The 23,079-nt window shown below is 46.7% G+C and carries 21 protein-coding genes and 1 pseudogene; 11 read left to right on the top strand and 11 right to left on the bottom strand.

Translation table 11 applies throughout. The annotated features are described in order from the left end of the window. Nucleotides 1–170 precede the first annotated feature (170 nt). Nucleotides 171–847, top strand: a pseudogene (locus tag BWI96_RS06385) (response regulator transcription factor). Further along, a complete protein-coding gene (locus tag BWI96_RS06380) occupies nt 844–2,106 on the top strand; it encodes a HAMP domain-containing sensor histidine kinase (protein ID WP_106635848.1) in 1,263 nt (420 codons plus the stop codon). Before BWI96_RS06385 ends, BWI96_RS06380 begins: the two are co-directional and overlap by 4 nt. Nucleotides 2,107–2,158: 52 nt before the next feature. Here the strand turns inward: BWI96_RS06380 and BWI96_RS06375 are convergent, their stop codons facing one another. The 4 genes from BWI96_RS06375 to BWI96_RS23180 form a co-directional block, all read right to left on the bottom strand. After that, nucleotides 2,159–3,412: a DUF937 domain-containing protein gene (locus BWI96_RS06375; protein WP_106635847.1), complete on the bottom strand. Its 1,254-nt coding sequence runs from the start codon at nt 3,410–3,412 to the stop codon at nt 2,159–2,161. Nucleotides 3,413–3,438: 26 nt separating this feature from the next. Further along, nucleotides 3,439–3,939, bottom strand: coding sequence for a nuclear transport factor 2 family protein (locus tag BWI96_RS06370; RefSeq protein ID WP_106635846.1), 501 nt, complete (start codon nt 3,937–3,939; stop codon nt 3,439–3,441). 80 nt (nt 3,940–4,019) lie between these two features. Further along, the gene (locus BWI96_RS23185; protein ID WP_369804088.1) at nt 4,020–4,607 is read right to left on the bottom strand and encodes a hypothetical protein; all 588 of its coding nucleotides are present in this window, start codon (nt 4,605–4,607) and stop codon (nt 4,020–4,022) included. Continuing rightward, nucleotides 4,511–5,023 carry an NAD-dependent epimerase/dehydratase family protein gene (locus tag BWI96_RS23180; RefSeq protein ID WP_369804087.1) on the bottom strand — a complete coding sequence of 171 codons (513 nt, stop codon included), beginning with the start codon at nt 5,021–5,023 and terminating at the stop codon, nt 4,511–4,513. Before BWI96_RS23180 ends, BWI96_RS23185 begins: the two co-directional genes overlap by 97 nt. A gap of 226 nt (nt 5,024–5,249) precedes the next feature. On the opposite strand from BWI96_RS23180, the gene metG reads away from it, so the two are divergent. Then, on the top strand, nt 5,250–7,292 hold the full coding sequence (gene metG, locus BWI96_RS06360; protein ID WP_106635845.1) for a methionine--tRNA ligase: 2,043 nt from the start codon (nt 5,250–5,252) through the stop codon (nt 7,290–7,292). Between the two features lie 111 nt (nt 7,293–7,403). Next, a complete protein-coding gene (gene mog / locus BWI96_RS06355; protein WP_106635844.1) occupies nt 7,404–7,937 on the top strand; it encodes a molybdopterin adenylyltransferase in 534 nt (177 codons plus the stop codon). Nucleotides 7,938–8,166: 229 nt separating this feature from the next. Here the strand turns inward: mog and BWI96_RS06350 are convergent, their stop codons facing one another. Further along, nucleotides 8,167–8,442: a hypothetical protein gene (locus tag BWI96_RS06350; RefSeq protein WP_106635843.1), complete on the bottom strand. Its 276-nt coding sequence runs from the start codon at nt 8,440–8,442 to the stop codon at nt 8,167–8,169. 139 nt (nt 8,443–8,581) lie between these two features. Next, the gene (locus tag BWI96_RS06345) at nt 8,582–9,142 is read right to left on the bottom strand and encodes a type 1 glutamine amidotransferase domain-containing protein (RefSeq protein ID WP_106635842.1); all 561 of its coding nucleotides are present in this window, start codon (nt 9,140–9,142) and stop codon (nt 8,582–8,584) included. A gap of 301 nt (nt 9,143–9,443) precedes the next feature. On the opposite strand from BWI96_RS06345, the gene BWI96_RS06340 reads away from it, so the two are divergent. From BWI96_RS06340 to BWI96_RS21480, 4 genes are all read left to right on the top strand, one after another. Next, a complete protein-coding gene (locus BWI96_RS06340) occupies nt 9,444–9,824 on the top strand; it encodes a VOC family protein (RefSeq protein ID WP_106635841.1) in 381 nt (126 codons plus the stop codon). A gap of 114 nt (nt 9,825–9,938) precedes the next feature. Then, the gene (locus tag BWI96_RS06335) at nt 9,939–11,027 is read left to right on the top strand and encodes an MFS transporter (RefSeq protein ID WP_232793603.1); all 1,089 of its coding nucleotides are present in this window, start codon (nt 9,939–9,941) and stop codon (nt 11,025–11,027) included. Then, nucleotides 11,024–11,176, top strand: coding sequence for a hypothetical protein (locus BWI96_RS22200; protein ID WP_232793602.1), 153 nt, complete (start codon nt 11,024–11,026; stop codon nt 11,174–11,176). Before BWI96_RS06335 ends, BWI96_RS22200 begins: the two co-directional genes overlap by 4 nt. 119 nt (nt 11,177–11,295) lie before the next feature. After that, entirely contained in the window at nt 11,296–11,472 is a 177-nt protein-coding gene (locus tag BWI96_RS21480) for a hypothetical protein (RefSeq protein WP_157830240.1), read from the top strand. A gap of 44 nt (nt 11,473–11,516) precedes the next feature. Here the strand turns inward: BWI96_RS21480 and BWI96_RS06330 are convergent, their stop codons facing one another. From BWI96_RS06330 to BWI96_RS06315, 5 genes are all read right to left on the bottom strand, one after another. Further along, nucleotides 11,517–13,400: a sodium:solute symporter family protein gene (locus BWI96_RS06330; RefSeq protein WP_106635840.1), complete on the bottom strand. Its 1,884-nt coding sequence runs from the start codon at nt 13,398–13,400 to the stop codon at nt 11,517–11,519. Nucleotides 13,401–13,513: 113 nt separating this feature from the next. After that, entirely contained in the window at nt 13,514–13,717 is a 204-nt protein-coding gene (locus tag BWI96_RS22195; RefSeq protein ID WP_232793601.1) for a hypothetical protein, read from the bottom strand. Continuing rightward, nucleotides 13,690–14,616, bottom strand: a complete 927-nt coding sequence (locus BWI96_RS06325; RefSeq protein WP_232793600.1) for a glycoside hydrolase family 26 protein — start codon at nt 14,614–14,616, stop codon at nt 13,690–13,692. The genes BWI96_RS22195 and BWI96_RS06325 overlap by 28 nt, the downstream gene beginning before the upstream one ends. A 193-nt stretch (nt 14,617–14,809) precedes the next feature. Continuing rightward, entirely contained in the window at nt 14,810–16,411 is a 1,602-nt protein-coding gene (locus tag BWI96_RS06320) for a RagB/SusD family nutrient uptake outer membrane protein (RefSeq protein ID WP_198555156.1), read from the bottom strand. 78 nt (nt 16,412–16,489) lie between these two features. Then, on the bottom strand, nt 16,490–19,504 hold the full coding sequence (locus tag BWI96_RS06315; protein ID WP_157830238.1) for a TonB-dependent receptor: 3,015 nt from the start codon (nt 19,502–19,504) through the stop codon (nt 16,490–16,492). Between the two features lie 312 nt (nt 19,505–19,816). Here BWI96_RS06315 and BWI96_RS06310 point away from each other — a divergent pair, with 312 nt between their 5' ends. The 3 genes from BWI96_RS06310 to BWI96_RS06300 all read left to right on the top strand — a co-directional run bounded on the left by BWI96_RS06310 (nt 19,817) and on the right by BWI96_RS06300 (nt 23,048). Next, nucleotides 19,817–20,689, top strand: a complete 873-nt coding sequence (locus BWI96_RS06310; protein ID WP_106635837.1) for an AraC family transcriptional regulator — start codon at nt 19,817–19,819, stop codon at nt 20,687–20,689. 105 nt (nt 20,690–20,794) lie between these two features. Then, nucleotides 20,795–21,334: a gluconate 2-dehydrogenase subunit 3 family protein gene (locus BWI96_RS06305; RefSeq protein WP_232793599.1), complete on the top strand. Its 540-nt coding sequence runs from the start codon at nt 20,795–20,797 to the stop codon at nt 21,332–21,334. 7 nt (nt 21,335–21,341) lie between these two features. Further along, entirely contained in the window at nt 21,342–23,048 is a 1,707-nt protein-coding gene (locus BWI96_RS06300) for an FAD-dependent oxidoreductase (protein WP_106635835.1), read from the top strand. Nucleotides 23,049–23,079: the final 31 nt, after the last annotated feature.

Here is a 23,079-nt window from a genome sequence, read left to right as displayed (position 1 = left end):
CAACCAGGGCGGATGGTAAAGGCAATTTTGTTTCCCATTTATTTATACTCATCTCCCGGCCAGAAGCGATGAAGCCGCGTATCTGCTTTGGAATTTCAATGCAGAATCTCCCATTTCTTTCCCAAATTGGTACTTTATCTTCGCTGACGAAATCAGTAAATGGGTGAATTATGAAAATGTTAGTGGTTGAAGATGAGCAGGGTTTAGCCGAGAGTATAACGGCTTACCTGAGCAAAGAAGGGTACCGTTGCGAGATGGCGGCTACGTATCAGGAGGCTGACGAAAAACTGTATCTCTATGAATACGATTGTATCATTGTTGACTTAACCCTACCCGGCGGCGATGGACTCCAATTGATTGAAACCCTGAAAAAACGCTCGGCTTCGACGGGAATTATTATTATCTCAGCCCGTAATGCTCTGGAAGACCGGATCAAAGGACTGGAAGTGGGCTCGGACGATTACCTAACCAAGCCTTTTCATTTATCAGAACTCACGCCCGGGTCAAATCCCTGATTCGTCGCCGAAATTTTGGAGGGCACAATGAAATTCAGTACCACGAAATCGTGGTGCAATCGCTTTCCCGGAAAGTATTCGTGAAAGAACAGGAAACACTATTATCCCGCAAAGAATACGATTTATTACTCTATTTTCTCTCTAATATTGACGTTGCATTAACCAAAGTTTCCATTGCCGAACACCTCTGGGGTGACCACATGGACTCCGCCGATTCGCTGGATATGGTGTACTCGCACATCAAAAACCTGCGTCGCAAACTGATTGAAAAGGGCAGCCGCGACTACATTCGGTCGATTTACGGCATTGGTTATAAATTCGGCGAAGTATGAGATTACTGGAAAAAACCAACCGCATTTATCTATTCTTTTCGCTAAGTCTGTACGTCATAGCGGCATTTAGCATGTATGGCATTATCAAATGGCTGATTTACGATGAAGTGGAAAGCCGATTGCTGGTTGAAAAACGCGATTTTCTAGTCTACATCCATCATTACAACTGGAAGCAGGATTCGTATTTCGTCGAGAATAAAATTGAGGTAGAACCCGCCCACGAACCCACTGACTTCAAAGAAACGTTCAAGGACACGCTCATTCAGGATCGGTATTCGCAGAAAATGATCCCTTTTCGGCAGCTTACCTTTTACGTGCCCATTCAACGCGTTGAGCATCGGGTAACGATTCGCAAATCCATGATTCAGTCGTATCGGCTCATTGAGGCCATTACTTTTACCATGGCTCTGATGCTGGGGTTATTATTGCTGGGTACCTATTGGTTTCAAAACCAGCTTTCAGGCCGCATTTGGCAGCCTTTTTACGATACCCTTTCCCGAATTAAACATTTCGATTTAACGCAAAAACAGAAACTTCAGCTCGCTCAGCCGGAGATTATCGAGTTCAATGAACTTAACGAAGTCCTTCAGAAGATGTCGGATAAGATTTTGCATGATTATCTGAATCTCAAGGAGTTTACGGAGAATGCCTCCCACGAGTTACAAACGCCGCTAGCCCTGATTAATGCCAAAGTCGAGCAATTGATTCAAGCCGAGCAACTCACGGAAAACCAAACGCACTGGATTCAAACGATTTACGAAGCCTCGCTCCGAATGTCACGCCTGAATCAGGGTTTATTATTACTGGCGAAGATTGAAAATCGGCAATTTGTGAATCAACAGACCATCGATCTGAGCGAAGAGTTGACCGAGAAACTCGCGGATATGGAGGAAATGGTGCAGTATAAAAAGATTCAGTTGAGCGTTACTATTGAATCTCCATTTATGGTTGTGTTGCCCCCAGTTCTGGCGGAAAGTCTGATTACCAATTTGGTTAGTAATGCATTACGGCACAACGTAGCCGGCGGTGAAATCCGCTTGCATTCATCATCAGATCGTTTGTGTCTCAGCAATACCGGGCACGTCCTTCTTCACGCCCCCAACGAGCTTTTTTCCCGATTCAAAAAAGAAGGCAGTTCTTCCGAATCATTGGGACTTGGCCTGGCCATCGTGAAGGAAATCTGCGATAACTACGGCTTACAAATTCAATACACCGAGGTAAACGGCCTGCACACCTTTTGTTTGAGCTTAAAATCATAGAAGAACCTCCCGCAACGATACGATGGCGGGAGGTTCTTCTATCAATAAGGGATTACTGACGTATCACCTTCACGGCAATGTAGCTGCGGTTGGGCTTGGTTGAATCCGAAGAAAGGAAACTTGCGGCATCCAGTCGCATGATGTCTACACCTGCGTTGGTTAAAAAGGATTTAATGCTATTGGCTTGCTTAAAAACGTTTTTCTTATTACCCAACTGCTTGGTCACTCCAGTGAACTTCAATTGCAGGTTAGGATTCTTTTTCATAACCTCTGCCAATGCGTTCAGGGCCGGCGTCGACTGAGCCGTAGGCTGATTTGTAATCGGATCAAAGCTCACCTCATCAAACGTGAAATAGGCTCCTGGTTTACCCAACGGATCAGCCAGATGTTTGGTGAGTTTATCCGCCAGACCACCCGCCGCCGAAGTTGCCGACGTCGCTGTATTGGGAGTAACCCCTGGCTTGGCTGCTGCCGAAGTATCTGGATATAAAGCCGTTGAATCAGCCGGAACGGCTACTTCTTCCAGCGAGGTAGAATCCTGGCTGGTGCTGGCTTTAATGGAATCTCCGTAGTTCTGCCAGGCATAATAACCTCCGCCCAGAACCGCCAGAATTCCCAAACCAGCTACGACGCTTTTCCAGGGGAAAGTGGAGCTTTCCGTCAGATCCGCGTACGGATTTTCGTTTCCTCTGGAACGCGGACGCTCCTGAACTTCCACGGTTTCTTCTTCCGCGGGCGTTACGTAACCCAGCCGTTCGAACTCTTCAATGGAAAGCGTAACCGCTACCCTATTAAATAACTCAGGATCAACTTCTTTAATTAAATTGTCCTTCTGATTACGAAGCAATAACGCCAGGCCAACGGCATCCAGGTTTTGATCCCTAATCTGTTTACCCAGGATATCGACCCCCAAATAGGATAAGATTCCCAGCACATTGGTCGCCGAAGAATTCCGAATTTTAACCTGACCAGTAATCATCGTGATTACCACACTCCGTTTATCAGGTAACAAATGACTAAAGAGATTACTTCCCTTCTGAGCAATCTGTGAGATCTGATCCCGGTCTTTCAGCAATTGAGGTAGCTGAGCTGATTTTTCCGGAGAAATGTTCTCACGTTCAATCGCTTTAAATAAAGCTTTAGCTCCACTTTCGCTTGATGATCGTTTCAGAAATCCAGCAACGACGGACAAAGCGGCCAGATCTGCCGCCTGCTTTACCCGATCCGAATTTTCGTTTACATACGAAGCAATGGCTTCTACGACCTCAACAGAAAGTGAATCTTTTAGATACGAAAAAATATTCATTAGTAGTTCTTTGGAGGTTATCAATCTCACCAACCATCATCTGACTTTGGCTTAGGCTTCGCAGCAGATTTTTTCTGCGTTACAGCGGCTTTTCCTCCTCCAACTGAGGTAATGGGCTGATTTTTGTCGGCCCGCGTAAATACTCTACTTACGATTTTCCAGTCGTTTCCGATTTTCATCAACGACAAAAAGTCAACAAATTTGAAAGCATCCAGTTGCATTTCAAGCACTGCCGAACCTGCCGTTCCTAAATAACTGTAAGAAACGATACGGCCAGTCCAGTTGGCTCCTCCCTTGGGCGTTCTGCCGATAAATTCCTTTACGGGCGTACTCGTTACCCGCCCATTTGCCAAACTTCTCAGGTTAGCCGTGGGGTAAAAAGCCCGATTCAGACTAGCAGTATCACCCGTGGCTCCGCCGTCAATGTAATTTTGTAACGTTTCTTTAATGGCAGCATCTTCACTTTGAGCCTGAGCCGCAGTAAAACTGGCTACCACGAGCGAAAGAATGGGGAGTACCTTTTTCATGTGAGTAATCTTAAAACAAGCTGGATTGAATGACAAAACAATATCTTTTTAAGTAGAGTAAAAAGCTTTCACTAAACACTTCAACTATTATAATAGGCATTTGTTAAATAGGCAACAATTCGCTGGGTGCTTTCTTCTAGTGTGCGGTATTTAAAAGGTAAGGCTGATACTAGCTTGGTTCCCGGATACGTAAAGTGTGTTTGTGAGCTTTGGGCCGTCTCCTTCGTTACCAAAGGCGGCTTTTTAGTAAAAATACTCTTAAATGCCTCCCATCGCCAGGCCACTTCAGCAATTAAAGGAGTAACGCGATAGGAAGGAGCTTTCTTGCCCATTTCTTTAGCGATCAACTCAAAAAACTGACGATACGTGGTGCGTCCGGCATTCAGAATGAACCGTTCGTTTTTAATGGTACTGTAGAGCAACTGATAAATGGCTTCGGCCACGTCCTGAACATCTACGTAGTTGAAAGTCCCGTCGGTATAAAAAGGTTTTTCATCATGGACATACTTGAACAAGGCCGTGCTGCTTTTGTCCCAGTCGCCTTCCCCAATCACTACCGATGGATTTACGATCACGCTGTTGAGCCCTTCCGATACCCCCCGCCAGACTTCCAGCTCGGCTGATACTTGGAGATGGCATAATGTGAATTTAACGGCGATTCTTCCCATTTCTGATTTTCATCCACAACCGTCGGTACCTCTGGGTTTTTACTTTGCTGGGAAGGTCTTCCTAAAGCCGCTACGGAACTAATGTAGGCTAATTTCTGAACGCCTTCGCTCAGGCAGATATTGACGACATTTGCCGTCCCTTCTACATTAATTTTGTATAATTTTTCCCGTTCTTTCGGTGAAAAGGAGACTACCGCTGCCGTATGTACGACATACGTACAGCCACGAATGGCCGATTCCAGAATAGCTACATCCAGCACATCTCCTTCGATCCACTCGATTCGATCTTCCAGATCTTTTACTAAACGAAGGTCGCTACTGGCTCGACGAAGAGCCCGAACCGGTACTCCTTCCAGAATAAATTTCCTTGCTACCGCACTACCAATCAGGCCATTAGCCCCGGTGAGAAATACCATCTCTTTACGCTTTGCTTCCTGTTTTCTGCGGAAAGATCGCCTCTCTCCGATCTAATTCAGCCTCTTCTGCAAACAGATCTTCTGAACCTGACCAAACGATACAAAATTACGTTTCGTCGTTGACAGGCCAAAAGTAAGGATTTTTTAACGGATCGAACGATCCCGCAAACTCTTCCCTCTATCCTCCAAAAATGCTTACTTTTGCTGACCTTAATTACCGATTTTCATGTCTGAGAAGAAATTCAACCGCACTACCGTCACCGCAGCCCTCATTTATGCCAACGGTCCGATTCACATTGGTCACCTGGCAGGATGTTACGTTCCGGCAGACGTATATGTACGTTACCTCCGGGCGAAAGGAGAAGACGTCGCTTTTATTTCGGGTACCGATGAACACGGTGTCCCTATTACCATCCGGGCTCAAAAAGAAGGCATCACTCCGCAGGAAGTGGTTGACAAGTATTACACACAAATCAACCAGTCGTTTGTGGATTTTGGAATCGATTTTGACATTTATTCCCGGACGTCCAAGCCCATTCATCACGAAATGTCCCAGGAGATTTTCCTTCAGTTATATAACCAGGGAAAATTTGTAGAAGAAGTAACCGAACAGTATTACGACGAAAAAGCGGGTCAGTTTCTGGCTGATCGTTACATCGTAGGCACCTGTCCGGTATGTGGAAACGAAAATGCATATGGCGATCAGTGCGAGCGTTGCGGCAGCACCCTGAGTCCTCGCGAGCTGATTAACCCCCGCTCGATGCTATCCGGCGGAACGCCGATTCTGAAAGAAACCAAAAACTGGAACCTGCCGCTTGATGCGATGCAGCCAGAGCTGGAAAAATACGTAGCGAGTCACCCCGAATGGAAAACCAACGTGGCTGGTCAGGTTCGTTCCTGGCTCAACGAAGGTCTGAAACCACGGGCCATGACCCGCGACCTGGATTGGGGTATCAAAGTACCTTTGCCCAACGCCGAAGGTAAAGTCATGTACGTATGGTTCGACGCTCCGATTGGCTATATCACCTTTACGAAAGAACTGAAAGGCGATGATTGGGAGAAATGGTGGAAAGCCGACGATACCCGTCTCATTCACTTCATTGGTAAGGATAACATTGTTTTTCACTGTCTGATTTTCCCCGCCATGCTGATGGCCGATGGTCGTTTCATCGCGGGTGCGGATAACGTTCCGGCCAATGAATTCATGAATTTGGAAGGAGACAAGATTTCCACGTCCCGGAACTGGGCGGTGTGGTTACACGAATATCTGGAAGACATGCCCGGCAAGCAGGACGTGCTTCGGTATACCCTGATTGCCAACGCTCCCGAAACTAAGGATTCGGAATTTACCTGGAAAGATTACCAAACACGTAACAACTCCGAGTTGGTCGGAATTCTGGGTAACTTCGTAAACCGGGCTGTTGTATTAACGGAGAAAAACTTTGGCCCGGCAGTTCCGGCTCTCGGCGAGTTAACCGAAGCCGATCAGAAAATGCTGGAAGAGCTGGCTCTGTATCCCGCCAAAATTGCTGACTCACTCGATAACTTCCGTTTCCGGGAAGGACTGAGCCTATTTATAGAAGTAGCTCGCCTGGGGAATCAGTATCTGGCCTCTACAGAACCCTGGAAGGTCATTAAGGAAAACCCCGAGCGTGCAGCTACGATCCTGAACCTGAGTTTGCAAATTACCGCTTCGCTTTCTATCCTGGCGGAACCCTTCCTGCCTTTCACGGCAACCAAACTGCGTGAGATGCTGAACCTGACGGATACTAACTGGAGTAAAGCCGGATCGGCGTCTTTACTACCTGAAGGTCATTCCATCCAGAATAAGGGTTTATTATTTGAGAAAATTGAAGACGCAGTCATCGAGGCTCAGGTACAGAAATTACTGGATACGAAAAAGATGAACGAGCTGGCGTCTAAAACACCAGCTCCTCAGAAAGAGGCCATTACCTACGACGATTTCAGCAAACTGGATATTCGTATTGCCACCATCACGGCGGCTGAAGCCGTTCCGAAATCTAAGAAATTATTGAAATTAACGCTGAATACAGGAATTGATACCCGGACGGTAGTTAGTGGCATCGCTGAGCATTTTTCACCCGAAGCTATTATTGGTCAGCAGGTTTCCTTACTGGCAAATCTGGCCCCTCGAAAAATGATGGGCATCGAATCGCAAGGGATGATTTTGATGGCAGAAGACCGCGACGGCAAGCTGCAATTCATCCGCCCCGGCGAACCCATCTGGAACGGCGGAACCGTTTCTTAGGTATTCAATAGTACGCGGAAGAAGGCTGGTGGAAACATCAGCCTTTTTTGTCAGTTATGAGTGTACCATGTATTCACTCTTTTGATCAATCACGCATTCAATAGTAACCTCATGAACCGGGTAAAGATTGGAATTATCAATGTGTCGGATCGGGCCAGTGCGGGTATTTATGAAGATATTCCGGGCAAAGCCATTGTATCGACCCTGAACGAATATTTAGTGAATCAGTGGGAACCCGTCTACCGGGTTATTCCCGATGAGCAGGATCTCATTTCTCAGACATTAATTGAACTGGCGGATCAGGAAGGTTGCTGCCTGGTAGTAACCTCGGGTGGAACGGGCCCCGCTCCCCGCGATGTCACTCCCGAAGCAACCGAGGCGATTTGTCAGAAAATGATGCCGGGTTTTGGGGAATTGATGCGAAAGGTAAGTCTGGAATACGTGCCTACGGCCATTCTTTCCCGGCAAACCGCGGGTATTCGTGGGCAATGTCTGATTGTAAATCTACCCGGCAAGCCTTCGGCCATTCGCCAATGTCTGGACGCTGTATTTCCAGCTATTCCTTACTGCATTGATTTAATCGGCGGGCCTTATCTGGAAACGAACGAAGCCGTTATCAAAGCTTTTCGGCCTAAGCAGAGTTAGGGAGGGCATTACGATTAGTTTTTCAATTGCTGGCAACAGGTTGTTAGCATCCTTTTAGTCAAAGTAGCATTACTGAAATACACTGCTGATAGCTTTTTACTAGTTTTCTTAATGCTGCCAGCTTTTTCGCTAGCAGCAAGCCAGTTCGTTGCGAGCTAGAATGCCGAACATAAAAGAAGCCCAATCGTTAGGTTAACGATTGGGCTTCTTTTATGTATTTCTGTCAATTTTATAATCGACTGGTTCTTTCTTCTTTTACGTATTGATCCTGCTGTGGCGTTTCGTTATTCTGATCTTCGTTTTCATAACGACCCGTGCCTAACCCTTCTCCCCCGTTACCAGGACTGTTTTGGTTACCACCTCCCCGATTGGGTTCTGCTCCCTGTTGCTGGCGTTGTTGACCCGCTTGCTGAGCTTGTTGATTTCCTTGATTCTGGTTGCGTTGATCTTGATTTTGCGTATCAGAGCCTTGCTGCTGATTTGCCTGTTGCTGGTTATTTTCCATAGATTTATCAGGTTATCATTTTATCTCGTCATCTGACGGACTTATCTAAATTACATGAAATAAAATAGTATTCCAATTATATTTTATAGAATTTTTTCTACAAAACCAGTTAGGAACTATCGTATTGAAAATGCTACTATTAATAAGTCGTTGCGTGTTGACCTTCCGCAATTTCCTCAATCATTTTCTTATTAAATGCAGGAATATCATCGGGCTTGCGGCTGGTTACCAAACCGTTGTCTGTCACTACTTCTTCATCAACCCATTCGGCTCCGGCATTTCTTAAATCCGTCTGTAAGGATGGAAAAGAAGTCAATTTCCGACCTTCCACTACATCTGCTTCAATCAGCATGATGGGTGCGTGGCAAATGGCTGCTACGGGTTTTGAAGCTTCAAAGAAGTGTTCTACGAAAGCTACAGCATCTTTGTCCATCCGTAGATTATCAGGATTCATTACCCCACCGGGCAACAATAAGGCATCATAGTCTTCGGGATTTGCCTCTGATAAGGGCACGTCTACTGCGAATGAATCGCCCCAATCTGTGTGATCCCAACCTTTTACCTGACCCTCTTTAGGAGAAATAATTTTTGTTTCAGCACCGGCATCTATTAATGCTTGTTGTGGTTCGGTTAATTCTACTTGTTCGAATCCATCGGTAAGTAAAATTGCTACTTTTTTTCCTTGCAGTTTCTGTTCCATGACTTAAGTAAGTTTATACTTGTGTGATGCCTCTTAAGTAGAAAAACATATTCCTTCAACCTAGTTATTCTAGTGCTTTAGTAAGCCCATTATTCAACTTACACTCTCTTAAAACACTGATTAACAGAGGCTATTTATAATACTTAGATCTATTCTATCCTCGTAATCAGTCCTAACAAAAGATAGATTTTTTATAGAAAAGCCTCCGCACCCTTGCGGTAACTATGCCTCATTAAACCCGCTATCACTCATTCTTTTTCTTTACATTTGAAGTAATTCCGTGCTTAATACGTCCTCACGAATGAAACTATTTCCCCATCATCACCAGTCGGTCATGCCGTACTTTATTCTGGAAGGTGCTTTTCAGTTCATTGACTTCATTAAATATGTGTTTCAGGCCAAGGAAGTCTATCTGGCGAAACGGGACGACACTACGGTTATGCACGCTGAATATCAAATTGGTCGAAGTACCCTTATGCTTTGCGACAGCACGGAAGAATGGCGACCGCAATCCTGCAGTTTATTTGTCTACGTAGATAATGCCGACGAAGCCGTTCGCAAGGCCGTAGAACAAGGTAGTACCATTTTGATGGAAGTGAGTGATCAGTCTTATGGCCGCAGTGGTGGAGTGATTGACCCTTTCGGTAACGTCTGGTGGATCAATAGTTTACAATCCAAGTAAAAGCATTATTTGACGAAGCAGGACTTGACTAGCTACTCCAAGGAGTGTCTTGATCAGTGGTGCTGATTTATTACTCGTTGCAACGAGCTAACCTATTTTTCCTTAATCATACCCATGGATTCTTCCCAAAAGTTTTCCAAATACGAAACCTTCGTTATTGCCATTCTGGCGATTCTTCAATTTACCATCATTCTGGATTTCATGGTGTTGTCTCCCCTCGGAGCCATCCTTATGCCTACCATGCACATTTCTCCCGCTCAATTTGGCTGGGTGGTGTCGGCCTATGCGTTTAGTGCCGGAGCATCGGGCTTATTAGCTGCGGGGTTCGCTGATAAGTTTGACCGCAAGAAGTTACTTCTGTTTTTTTACACTGGCTTTACCATCGGTACGTTCTTGTGCAGCATCGCCACTGATTTTCATTTTCTGCTTTTCGCCCGGATTTTCACGGGACTATTTGGCGGGGTAATCGGCTCTATTTGTGCGGCGATCATTACCGACTTATTTGCTCTGGAAGTTCGCGGTCGGGTCATGGGTTTTGTGCAAATGGCCTTTGCTACGAGTCAGGTTTTGGGAATTCCCATCGGCTTATACCTGGCTAACCACTTCGGTTGGCATTCGCCCTTTACTATGATTGTCGGTTTTTGCATCATCATTGGTATTTTAATTGTGGTGTATCTAAAGCCGATTGATGCCCATTTGAAGAGTACGGAAAAACAGAATGCCTTTGTACACCTGCAGAAAACCTTATCTAAACCGAATTACCTACTCGCTTTTGCTACCACGACGTTACTGGCCATGGGAGGTTACATGCTGATGCCCTTTGGCAGTGCGTATAGTGTGCATAACCTGCAAATTCCGTTTGCTGATTTACCTACGGTATATGTCATTACGGGTATCAGCTCTATGATTGCAGGACCTTTAATTGGGAAATACAGCGACCGTATTGGCAAATATCGTCTGTTCTTTGCAGGGTCGGTATTGGCGATGATTATGACGGGAATTTATGGGAACCTCGGCCCTACTCCGCTGACTACAGTCATTATTATTAATGTTATCATGTTCGTGGGAATTACTTCCCGCATTATCTCTTCTTCGGCCCTGATGACGGCCATTCCTACCTTGCAGGATCGGGGGGCGTTTATGAGTATTAACTCTTCGGTTCAACAAATGGCCGGTGGCTCGCCGCAGTCATCGCCGGAATGATCGTTTCCGAAACGCCGACAGGATACATTGAACATTACGATATTTTGAGTTACGTCGTTATCCTGGGTATGATTGTTGGTATTGCAATGATGTATCTGGTGAACAAGATGGTACAACGAAAGGTAACCAATCCAGCCGTGCCGGTTTAATGAGGATCAGCGTTTTCTATAAAAAAGCCCCCAAACGAGGTGGAGTGCCCCCCAGAAGTTAGACACTACTTGGGGGGTATTTTTATGAATAATCGTTTGACTCCATAACCCCGGAGGGGTTGAATACGGATAGCCCCGGATTAACATCCGGGGATCTGAACGCCATTCGTAAGCTGGCATCATTCCCCGGATTTCATCCGGGGCTATTCATATTGAAGTCCGCTGGACTTCTTAGATTTATTAATGGAATTAATAATGCTGGAGAAGCTGACTCGGATGTTAATCTGGATGCCTAATAAAGCTAGTTACCTTGGTTACCGCTTCTTCCTGAATCTGGTATTTATCTTGGAAAGTCATCCAGGGTTTTGGTTAAACGGTTTCCCTTCACCAGTGGTGGTTCATCGTAGAGATGATCCCACCAGGTTCTTTTTAGGATGAATATGCATACCCCCAGTGCCAGCAGCGTAACCGACAGTTCCAGATTCATTTTCAGTACCCAATACATGGGTGCGAGCGTTAAAGTACACTGAGCGATTATTCCAACCACGACATTTAAAGTATCTTTTCTAAAATCGGAATTAGGCTGAAAATCAGGATCTTCCTGCTGTACTAATGCCTGAATGGGTTTCCAGAAACCCCAGGGTCGAACGGTGCGGTAAAAGGTTTTCAGCGTATCTATGTTCGTTGCAGGGGTTACCAACGATCCACACACACAGCCTGCGAGTGAAATCACGAACAACAAAGGGAAATAATACAGACTTAGCGTGTGCGGGAAAACGACCGGGAAAATCAGGGCTGGAATAATTCCGGCTACCATTCCCCAGAAAAAACCACTCGCGTTAAATCGCCACCAGTGCCATTTCAGCACATTAGCCGCGATGTAGCCGCCGTACAATGCCGAGACAATCCACTGTAAAATACTATTTACGTCTTTGGCAAATAACCCCAAAAGAATGCCAATCAATGCCACCGTCAGACCCGAAAGGTAATTCATTCTGGAAATGCGATGGTTGGAGGCTCCCGGATTAACGTATTTCAGGTAGATGTCATTGACGATATAGGCCTGAGCGGCATTCAGTGTTCCGGCAAAAGTGCCCATAAAGGCGGCCAGTAAGCCCGCCAGTAATAAACCCATCAGGCCTGCCGGAACAAAGTGTAAGATGGCCGCTGGAAGAATTTTCTCGAAATCAATTCCGTGCGTTCCATGCAGATTTAAGTGATCGAAATTGAGCAAGGCCAGGACTGTCAAACCCATAATCATGGCATAGCGAACGGGTAACAGGACGATTGAAACGAAGCCACTCATCCTGGCTGCTTCCTGGGGCGACTTAGTCGAAAGAATTTTCTGCATGTCGTAATTCGGGGCAGGCCCAGCCAGACTGGCCAGCACTCCCTTGAACAGCATCATCATGAAAAACACCCCAAACAAAGAAAAGCCGTCTGACTGAATTTTGTCGTTCACTTCCTCCATCATTCCCGTCCAGTCCAAATCATCGAGCCGCCAACTGAAAAAGGGGGTATACCATCCCTGCGGCACCGCCAGTGTTTTTCCCGAAAGGTTATCCATGGCAATGACCGCGATTACCAATGCCGAGATGGTCATGATAACGTATTTCATAACATCGCCGATGACGATGCTAGTCATCCCCCCCAGAATGGCATAAAACACCGCGAAGGCTGTGAAAATGATTCCGTAAAAAGGAGCTACGTATTCCGGAGAAACCGAGAAAGGTAGATAAGGAGCGATACTCTGAAAAGGAATGAATATCTCCACAAATTTGCCCAGCCCCACAAAGCCATACGCCAAAAAACCCAGACAACTCAACAAGGCAAAAACAACCACGATGGTATGCGAAGCCTTGACCCCCTTTCCTCTTCCGAATCGCGTTCCGATCCATTCGGCCCCGGTGGTAACGTTCGAGCGTCGCAACCAGACAGATAGGTACATCATCATGAAAACCTGATTAAAGACCGGCCAGAGCCAGGGAATCCAGAGGCTTTTTAGTCCATAAACAAAGGCCAGCGAAACCATCCACATCGTCCCGGAAATGTCAAACATATCCGAAGCATTCGAGAGGCCGAGCATATACCAGGGCAAGGTTTTACCACCCAACATATACGCTTCTTTGTCTTTGGCGGCCCTTTTTTTGAGCACCAGCCCCAGCACAATAACGGCTAGCAGGTAACAAACAATAATGCAAATATCCAGTACTGATAACTTCATGAGTGCGTCGTTGCGTCCGCCCAACGTCCTGCCACCCAGTTTTAGTTGTTCGTTGTTGGTTATTAGTTGCTTGTTTTACTAACAACTAATAACCAACAACTATTAACCAGTAACTACTTATACAGCTTCTGGGCAGCGGCTTTCTTTTGCAGGAAGACATCGGAACGCCGGGCAAACTTCTTAAAATCTTCGGCACTTGCCTGCCCGGGATACGGAGCATAAAAGTGACCGGGGTTACCATTTCGCCACACCAGTACGTAAGACAATCCCGCGTCTTTGATGATCGGGGTTAATACCTCCGACCACCAGTCAGGCATGGGGAGTTTCTCCAGTCCGGTTTCGGTAATGGCGTATACTTTCTTTTTTCTTTACCAATCGTTCTAAGGATCTCCACCATTTTGCGGGTATCCTCCAGAAAACGATCCGGCTTGGCGGTTTGTGGTCGGTGGTAAATGTCAAACCCTACCAGATCAATCACATCATCGCCGGGATAGCGTTCCAGGTACTCTTCACGCGAGGTAAAACGATCCGTGCTATACGCATATAACAGGTTATGAACACCTTTTTTATCCCGCAGATATTCAACGGTATAACGCCATAATTTCACGTACTCGTCCACCGTTGCGTGGTCTTTCCCCCACCAGAACCAGCTTCCGGTATGCTCGTGAAAAGGCCGGAAAATGACTGGTATTAACTCTCCTTTCGGGCCTTTCAGGCTGAGGAAATAGGTGGCTACCCGGTCCAGCCAGGAATCATATCGATTTTGAATTTCCTTATCGCTGAAAATGTTGCGAATGCTAAAATCCATGGCGTCCCAACTGGTTTTAGTGGGATCAACCGGATTGTTCAGATGCCAGCTAAACGTATTCACCCCACCCTGAGCATATACCTGCTGAATCATTTTCCGCTGACTTTCGAACGGGATGCCGTCAATTTCCTTCGTGCTATCCAGTTCAATTCGGCCCAAATCCCAACCGAAAACAGCAGGATACTCACCCGTTACGTCTTTCACATCCGAGCGACCGGCCTCGGCCCGCCAGTTTACCCCATACCCCAAATCATCCTGATGACCGAACATCGTTCCTTTTTTCGAGGCCTTCTGAAGATTGCGGTACAGGTTCCGGGTTTCTTTGGTGGCCTGACGATCAATGGGTAAGCTTTGAGCAAACAGACTTCCAGTCGTTAACCCCAGCAAAATAAGAGCAGTTCGTAGCATAAAACATTGATTAATTGCTAAAACTAAGAAGTAAAGAGACAAAAACGGGCTTCTATCCTATGATCTAGAATAGAAGCCCGATTGAGTTTGGGGTTTTGAGTTTTGAGTTTGGGGTTTTGAGTTAACAAGTTGTGTAATCAACTCTGAACCTTTAACTCAAAACCCTAAACCCAAAACTTCTCTAACTCCACTATTAATTGTATCCAGGATTTTGTTGCAGTCCCCAGGATTGTACTTCGTTCAGTGGGATGGGCAATACGGGAATCGGATTAACTGATCCCTGAATGCTGTGAGACATGGCTGAGGCACGTACGGAAGTAGGTAATGAACTCATGTACGTTCCGGTACGAACCTGATCCCAGAAGTGCAGAGATTCCATTCCCAGCTCGACCCGACGCTCATGGTAAATCGCGTTCAGCAGAGCAGTTCCCGATACCGAAGCACCGATGGCGGGTAAAGCCGAAGCAGGTGTATTCGCGGGTTCGTAAGTCATGGTATTCAACACCGAACCTTTTCCTAACGTCGATTGACGGGCCCGGGTCCGAATCTGGTTCAGAATGGTGCGGGCTTCACTTTCCATACCCAGATGAGCCGCCGCTTCTGCTTTCATCAATAACACATCCGCATAACGCATTTTACGGATATTTTGCGGCGACTGAGAAGGCGTCGTTGGCTTCACAATGGCGGCTTTCCGGTTCAGGTAACCCGTTGAGTTTTCGGAAGGATAATTAATCACCTGCAAAAGGCCCGTGACAATATCACCCGTTTTATAAACCGTTATATTCTTGCGAGGGTCGTTTGCTTCGAAGGCATCCACCAGGCTTTGCGTCGGATTATTAAAACCCCAACCCCAGGTATTCCGGTTGTTCTGGATGATGTTATTTTCCGTTCCTACGCGTTGAATTCCCCAACCTACGTTCGACTCCGCAAACTGAATTTCGAAGATCGACTCCGCGTTGTTTTCGCTTTCCTCTTCCTGAATAGCCGCGTAGTTCGTCGTTAAACTATACTGACCCGATTTTACGATGGCATCCGCGTAATCGTATACCTGCTGCCAGGTGTGGTTATTGGTATTATCCGTTCCTAACTGATACATAATGGCACGGGCCAGGTACCCACGAGCCGCACCTTTGGTAGCACGGCCAGCGTCAGCGGCATCATATCCATTTTTCTCGGGTAATAAATCCAACGCCCGTTTGAAATCCGCTTCAATGAACCCATACGTTTCCCCTAAAGTTGCTCTCTTGCTGGTGCTATACTGAGACGTTTCCACGGGCTTGTCAAACAGAGGAAGCCCGCCGTATAAACGCAACATGTAGAAATAGCAATACCCCCGGATGAAGTAAGCTTCACCCAACAGACGGTTTTTCAGGGCTTCTTCAATCGGTGAATTTGCCAAGTTCTGAATAACCAGGTTAGCCCGGTACACGCCCTGAAACATGTTCTGCCAAACGGCCTGGGCGATGGTATTACTTCCATTGGCCCGCCATTCTTTCAACTCCTGAAGCGGAGGCATATCGCCCGGCGTACTGCCTTTCTCCGCATCTTCCGAAAGTACATCGCCAAACATCCACTCGTAGTTATGGTTGACGTAGTTCCCTAAACCGTCGTTTCCTTCGTCATAACCCAACACGTCATAAGCGGCGTTAACGGCCAGAATAGCATTGTTGGCATCCTGATAATAGGTAACGTCGGTATCCTGTCCGAGGGGATCTTTCTGAAGGAAATCGCTACAGCTCTGCATCGTGCCACTCGTAGCCAGCAACAATGCAACTATGATATATTTGAATTTCATTTTGATCAGTTTACTGTTTACCGTTTTCAGTTTACAGTTCTTTTTCATTGAAAACTGTAAACCAAAAACTGACAACTACTAGAAATTAAGCGTCAATCCGGCACGCCAGGTTTGGGGTTGGGGGTAGGTTCCTACGTCAACACCAACGGCCAGCGGATTGTAACTGCGGTTGTAACCGTACTCACCAATTTCAGGATCCAGCCCTTTGTAACCCGTTACAGTCAGGAGGTTGTCTACTGACACATACGCACGAACGGTTGACATTTTCCAGCGTTCCGTTACCGTTTTAGGAATGGTATACCCCAGCGTTACGTTCCGCAGACGGAGGTAATCACCGCTTTGTACGAACCGATCGCTGAAACGGTAGTTTGCATTCGCATCTTTTGCTGTCATGCGGGGCTCGTTTGTATTCGTATTTTCTGGCGTCCAGCGGTTGAGGCGATCAGGAACGGAATTCCAGATACCTTGTGAGTTTCGAGTGAAGTAATCCAGAGCATTCACTACTTCTACGCCCTGAACTCCCTGAAAGAAGATTTTCAGATCGAAGTTTTTATAGCCGAAATTAGCATTGATCCCGTAGCTGAAGTTAGGCGTGGCACTTCCCAGGTATACCCGGTCGTCACTGCTGATCACCCCATCTCCGTTCGTATCCACGAAACGAACATCGCCCGCCTGTGCTGCATTTTCAGGTTTGTACTGAGCATTATAGGCATTGGCTTCTTCCTGCGTTCTGAGGATACCATCCGTTTTCATTCCGTAGAAATAGGCAATCTCCCGACCTACTGATGTACGGGTAATGTTACCCCAGTTACCAATCACGTTGGCCGATTCAATGCCCGTTCCACCGCCCAAGCTGGTTACTTCATTTTTGATTTTCGTGAAGTTCACGCCCAAGTCGTACCGGAAATCGCCTACCTCATTGCGGTAGTTCAAAGCCAACTCGATACCGTTGTTACGCATACTACCCGCGTTCACGTACGGAGGTCCAACCCCTACGAATACGGGAACGGGAACCCGCACAATCATGTCAGTAGTGGTCTTCACGAAGTAATCAGCGGTCAGACTTAAGCTATGATTGAAGAAATCCGCGTCGATACCGATGTTTGAGCTCGTCGTCGTTTCCCATTTCAAATTGGGGTTACTCGCCATCGTCGGAGCGAAGCCTTCCACAATCTGGTTTCCGAATACGTAACGGTTACCCCCTGAAATCGTCGTTACATAACCATAGTTATTAGCCGAGTTCTGGTTACCCACCTGGCCCCAGCCTGCCCGTAATTTCAGGTTGCTGATGGCATTGAGGTTAGCCATAAAGGGTTCATCCGTGATGTTCCAGCCCGCCGCGAAAGAAGGGAACAAACCCCAGCGATTGCTCGGCAGGAAGCGGGATGAACCGTCGTAACGCAAGGTTGCCGTTAACATGTAACGATCATTGTAACTATAGTTTGCCCGACCGAAGAAAGACAGAATGGATTCGTCTGACTGCGTGCTGGTTACGTTATAGCTATTGGCGTTACGGCTGGAAGACAGGTAACGTAAGTCTGCATTCGAAGGCACGTCATACGCCGTGATTCCGAAATCAGCATACGTTAACCGTTGCGACTCCGTACCGATCATCGCTCCTACGTGGTGCTTACCGAAATCGTTATCATAAGTCAGGTAAGTGGATGAAACCCACTGGGTTTGCTCGCCACGTAATTCCGTCAACTGGCTATTGGCCCGTAACTCCTTAATATCCAGGAAGAATTCGGGTAAATATTGTTTGTTGTGAATGTTCCTGTAATTCACCCCGAATTGCGAACGAAGTTTGAAGTGCTTCAGGAATGAAGCTTCTGCGTAGGCATTTGCGTTCAGCAGACTTTCGTAACCTTTGTTACCCGACATTTCACTGGCGGCACGGGCAGGGTTATTTTCCTGCGAAACAATCGTACGGCCCCAGTTATTCGTCGTGCTATTCCAGGCAGGAGTAATAGGTTCTGCCCGCAAAGCGGTGGTTAATACTCCGGCAAACAAGTCATTATTGGTGAACGTTTTGTTCGTGCGGGAGAAGGCTGCCGAAACGCCACCTGTCAACCAGTTCGTAAACGTGTAATCGTTGTTGAAACGCAGGAAATACTTACGCAATGAAGAGTTTTTTACGATACCATCCTGACCAAAATACGTTCCCGTCAGGCTGTAACGTGATTTATCCGAACCACCCATGACGTTCAGCGTGTAGTTCTGGATCGAACCCGATTGCATGACTTCCTTCTGCCAATCGGTACCAACCATGTTGGATTGAACGGCGTTGGTCAGTATCTGATATTCCTGGCCCGTTGGGTCCAACACGGTTCCATCATTGCGATACGCTTCCAGACGCAGCGTTGCGTACTGACTGGCGTTCAGCAGACTTTGTTTTCTCCAGGCATTCTGAACCCCGGCATAACCATCCAGCGTAAATTTAGCCGGGCCTGAACGACCCCGTTTCGTAGTGATCAATACTACCCCGTTTGCTCCACGAGAACCGTAAATAGCCGTTGCCGACGCGTCCTTCAGAATTTCCATCGACGAAATATCCGTTGGAGCCAGGAAGCTGATATCAGCCGTCTGGAAACCATCTACTACGTACAGAGGATCGGAGTTGTTGATCGTACCCACGCCCCGAATACGAATCCGGCTGGCTCCACCCGGCTCACCCGAATTGGCCGTTACGTCCACCCCTGCTACGCGGCCCTGCAAAGCCTGGGTTACGTTAGGCGTAGCGATCTGAGTTAACTGTTCCGACTTTACCGAAGCCACTGATCCGGTCAGGTCACTCTTGCGAGCCGAACCATAACCGATTACCACTACTTCATCTAAAGCTTTGGTATCCGAGTTCAGTACAATCGCATAGGTAGATTCAGAGGTTAATGGGATTTCTTTGGATTGCATTCCGACGAAGGATACGAGCAGTGTAGTACCATTGGTGGGAACATTTAACGTAAAACGACCCTCCGCATTGGTATTGGTCCCAACCGTCGTGCCTTTCACGGAAATACTCACGCCGGGTAATAATTCGCCCTTTTCATCGGCGACGGTCCCGGAGATGCTCCTGGTTTGAGCATACAGGTTGCCCATACACCCCAGAAGCAGGCATATGGTGAAGATTAGATAAAGCTTCAATAGTTTCATAAGGTCAATTTTTTCGCAACAAAATTATGTTTCAATCTTATCAACCGAATAATACTATTTTATCATTTTTTAAAACAGATTGATATTTTTATCAGCCATATATTATCATATAATATTGATTAATTACTAAATTGACGATTAGAGTGCGTATTTTTCTTTGATTATTCTAATGAAATCCACTATTAAATCTATCTTTGTTATAATACTATGTTATCATCGATTGTTGTTATTACCTAAAACTTATTTTACTTTTGCTTTATGAGTAACATTTACCGGGAGATTACGCCCCTTACTCAGCACGACTGTTTTACACTGTTTGCCCGGGTAAAGTCAGATTTTGACTTTCCACTTCATTACCATGATGAGTTTGAATTGAATTTTATCGCTCATGGTGAGGGTATTAAGCGAATCATCGGGGATCATTCCGACGTGATTGAAAACCTGGAGCTGGTGCTGGTAGGCAGTAATTTGCCACATGGGTGGTTCAATCATCAGTGCCCTAATACCGCAATTCGGGAAATAACGATTCAGTTTCACCGGGATTTGTTTGATGAGAGATTATTACGCCGAAACCAGTTGAGTTTCATTCGGGCCTTACTCGAACGGGCCTCGAAGGGCGTGCTCTTTTCCCGCGAGACCATTGAAGCGGTTCGGCCCCGGCTGGAAGCCCTGACGCAAAAAAGCGGATTTGACTCCGTGCTGGATTTAATGTCTATTCTGCACGACCTGTCCATCTCGCGGAATATGCGTACGTTATCGAATGCATCGTTCACAAACGATACGATTCATTATAATAGTCGCCGGATTGAAAAGGCCTTTGAATACATGCAGGGAAACTACGAAAAGAAGATTACCCTGGCCGATGTAGCCAAAGTAGCCAACATGCCGGAAGTTTCCTTCAGCCGATTTATCAAAAGAAGTACTGGTAAAACGTTTATAGATAGTTTAAATGAAATCAGGCTGGGACACGCATCCCGCATGTTGATTGATACTTCTCAAACCATTGCGGAAGTCTCTTACAAATGCGGGTTCAATAACCTCTCCTATTTCAATCGAACCTTTCTAAAGAAGAATGGGTGCACGCCACGGGAATTCAGAAGTAATTATTCCGGTTCACGAGTATTTGTATAGGCGAATTCTGCTTATGACGTTAGCTCTCACCCGAGTTCCTTTGATTATATTCGAAAGTTCAATGCTTCCTCTAAACACGATATACATTTATTAACTCCTTTACTTGTGGAACGAAGAATTGCCCTTAAAAACATGGCCGTCGCCTTCGGCGGTCTGCTGAGCCTCCCCTCCTGGGCTCAGAACTGGACGACGGAGTCTGTTGCTGCACAGACGGCAAGCCGCTCCTACCTCTCCGCTGCCGATGATGCCTTGCTGGCTGAGATTGCAGAAACGATCATTCCCGAGACCGATATTCCGGGAGCAAAAAGCCTGGGCGTTCACACCTACATTCAGAAAATCGTAAAAGATTGTATGGATACGCAGGCTCAGGATGCTCTGGAAAACGGCCTGTATACGGTTGGTGATATTTCCAAGAAAAGTAAGGGCAAAGACTTCGTGGCTATGAACCAGGCCGAACGGACTGCTTTCCTCAATGAGTTACTCACGCAGGGTGCCGACGAAGAGACGAAAACGTTTTATAATCTCGTGAAAACGCTGACGATCAAAGGTTTTACTACTTCGGAATATTACCTTACCAATGTAGCTCATTACCAGCTTGTTCCGGGCTTTTACCACGGATGTGTCCCCATTTCAACTAGCAAATAACGACAGTATGTATATTCAGGAAACAGCAGCGGGTAACCAGTTCGATGCCATCGTTATTGGTTCGGGGATCAGCGGTGGCTGGGCTGCGAAAGAGTTAACGAAACACGGGCTTAAAACCTTAGTGCTGGAACGTGGACGCGACGTCAAGCACGTTACCGATTATCCCACGGGCGTGATGAACCCCTGGGAATTTGAACACCGCAATCAGCTTCCGCTGGAAGTGAAACAGGCCAACCCGGTGGTGAGCAAGTGTTATGCTTTTTACGAAGGAACCACGCATTTTTTCGTGAAAGATGCCGAACATCCTTACGTGCAGGAAAAACCTTTTGACTGGATTCGGGGCTATCAGGTTGGTGGAAAATCCTTACTATGGGCCCGGCAGACGCAACGCTGGAGTGACCTGGATTTTGAAGGGCCCGCCCGCGATGGTTTTGCCGTAGACTGGCCTATTCGATATGCCGATCTGGCTCCCTGGTATAGTTACGTAGAAAAATTTGCCGGAATTTCCGGGAATAAAGACGGCCTGGCCCAGTTACCGGATGGTGAGTTTCAGAAACCACACGAAATGAACTGTGCGGAAACTCACTTTCAGAAAGCCATTGCCAGCAAATATAAAGATCGTCAGGTGATTCAGGGTCGTTGTGCCCACCTGACCGAACCCAAGGACATTCACTTCCAGCAGGGTCGTGCCCAGTGCCAGCACCGCACGATTTGCGAGCGGGGTTGTCCCTTTGGAGGCTATTTCAGCAGTAATGCTTCGACTATCCCCTGGGCAATGAAAACCGGGAAAATGACGCTTCGTCCTGATTCCGTAGTTCATTCCATCATTTACGATGAGAAAAAAGGGAAAGCAACGGGCGTTCGGGTGGTGGATGCGAACACAAAGAAAATGACAGAGTATTATGCTCGTATCATTTTCGTGAACGCCGCAGCGATGAATACCAACCTGATTCTGCTGAATTCTACCTCCAATCGTTTCCCTACTGGTTTGGGCAACGACAGCGGTGTGTTGGGTAAATACGTTGCCTTCCATAATTACCGGGCTACGATCTCGGCCCAATACGATGGCGATCTGGATTCGACGACTGCCGGTCGCCGTCCGAACAGCCCTTACATTCCCCGTTTCCGGAACTTACACAAACAGGAAACCAACTTCCTTCGTGGATACGCGGCTGGTTTCAATGCGGGCCGCAGTACCTATACCAATAACGAAGGCATCGGTGCGGACCTGAAGAAAAGCCTGCTGAATCCTTCCTGGGGCGGCTGGCACGTAGGTTCCCACATGATGGGCGAAACGATACCAAAAGAAAACAGCACGGTTAGTCTGGATGGCACCCTGAAAGATCCGTTCGGAATTCCTCAACTCAAAATCAACATGTTCTATGATGATAATGACGAGAAGATGATGAAGGATTTCTATGAGCAGTTTACGGAAATGTACGAAGCTGCTGGTTTTAAAAACATCAAAACCAGGGATTCGAAGCAGGCCCCCGGCCTGGATATTCACGAAATGGGCGGAGCACGCATGGGGAAAGACCCTAAAACTTCGATGCTGAACAAGTGGAACCAGTTGCATGCCTGTAAAAACGTCTTCGTAACGGACGGAGCCGCCATGACGTCTACGTCGACTCAAAATCCTTCCTTAACCTACATGGCTCTGACGGCTCGTGCGGTGGATTATGCAGTGAAGGAAATGAAAAAGCAAAATCTGTAATATTACAACTATAGCACTGATTTTAAGGTCT

The organism is Siphonobacter sp. SORGH_AS_0500 (assembly GCF_002838835.1).
Classification (GTDB): domain Bacteria; phylum Bacteroidota; class Bacteroidia; order Cytophagales; family Spirosomataceae; genus Siphonobacter.
Note: the sequence above shows the minus strand (reverse complement) of the source record. Positions and strands in the feature narration are given on the sequence as shown.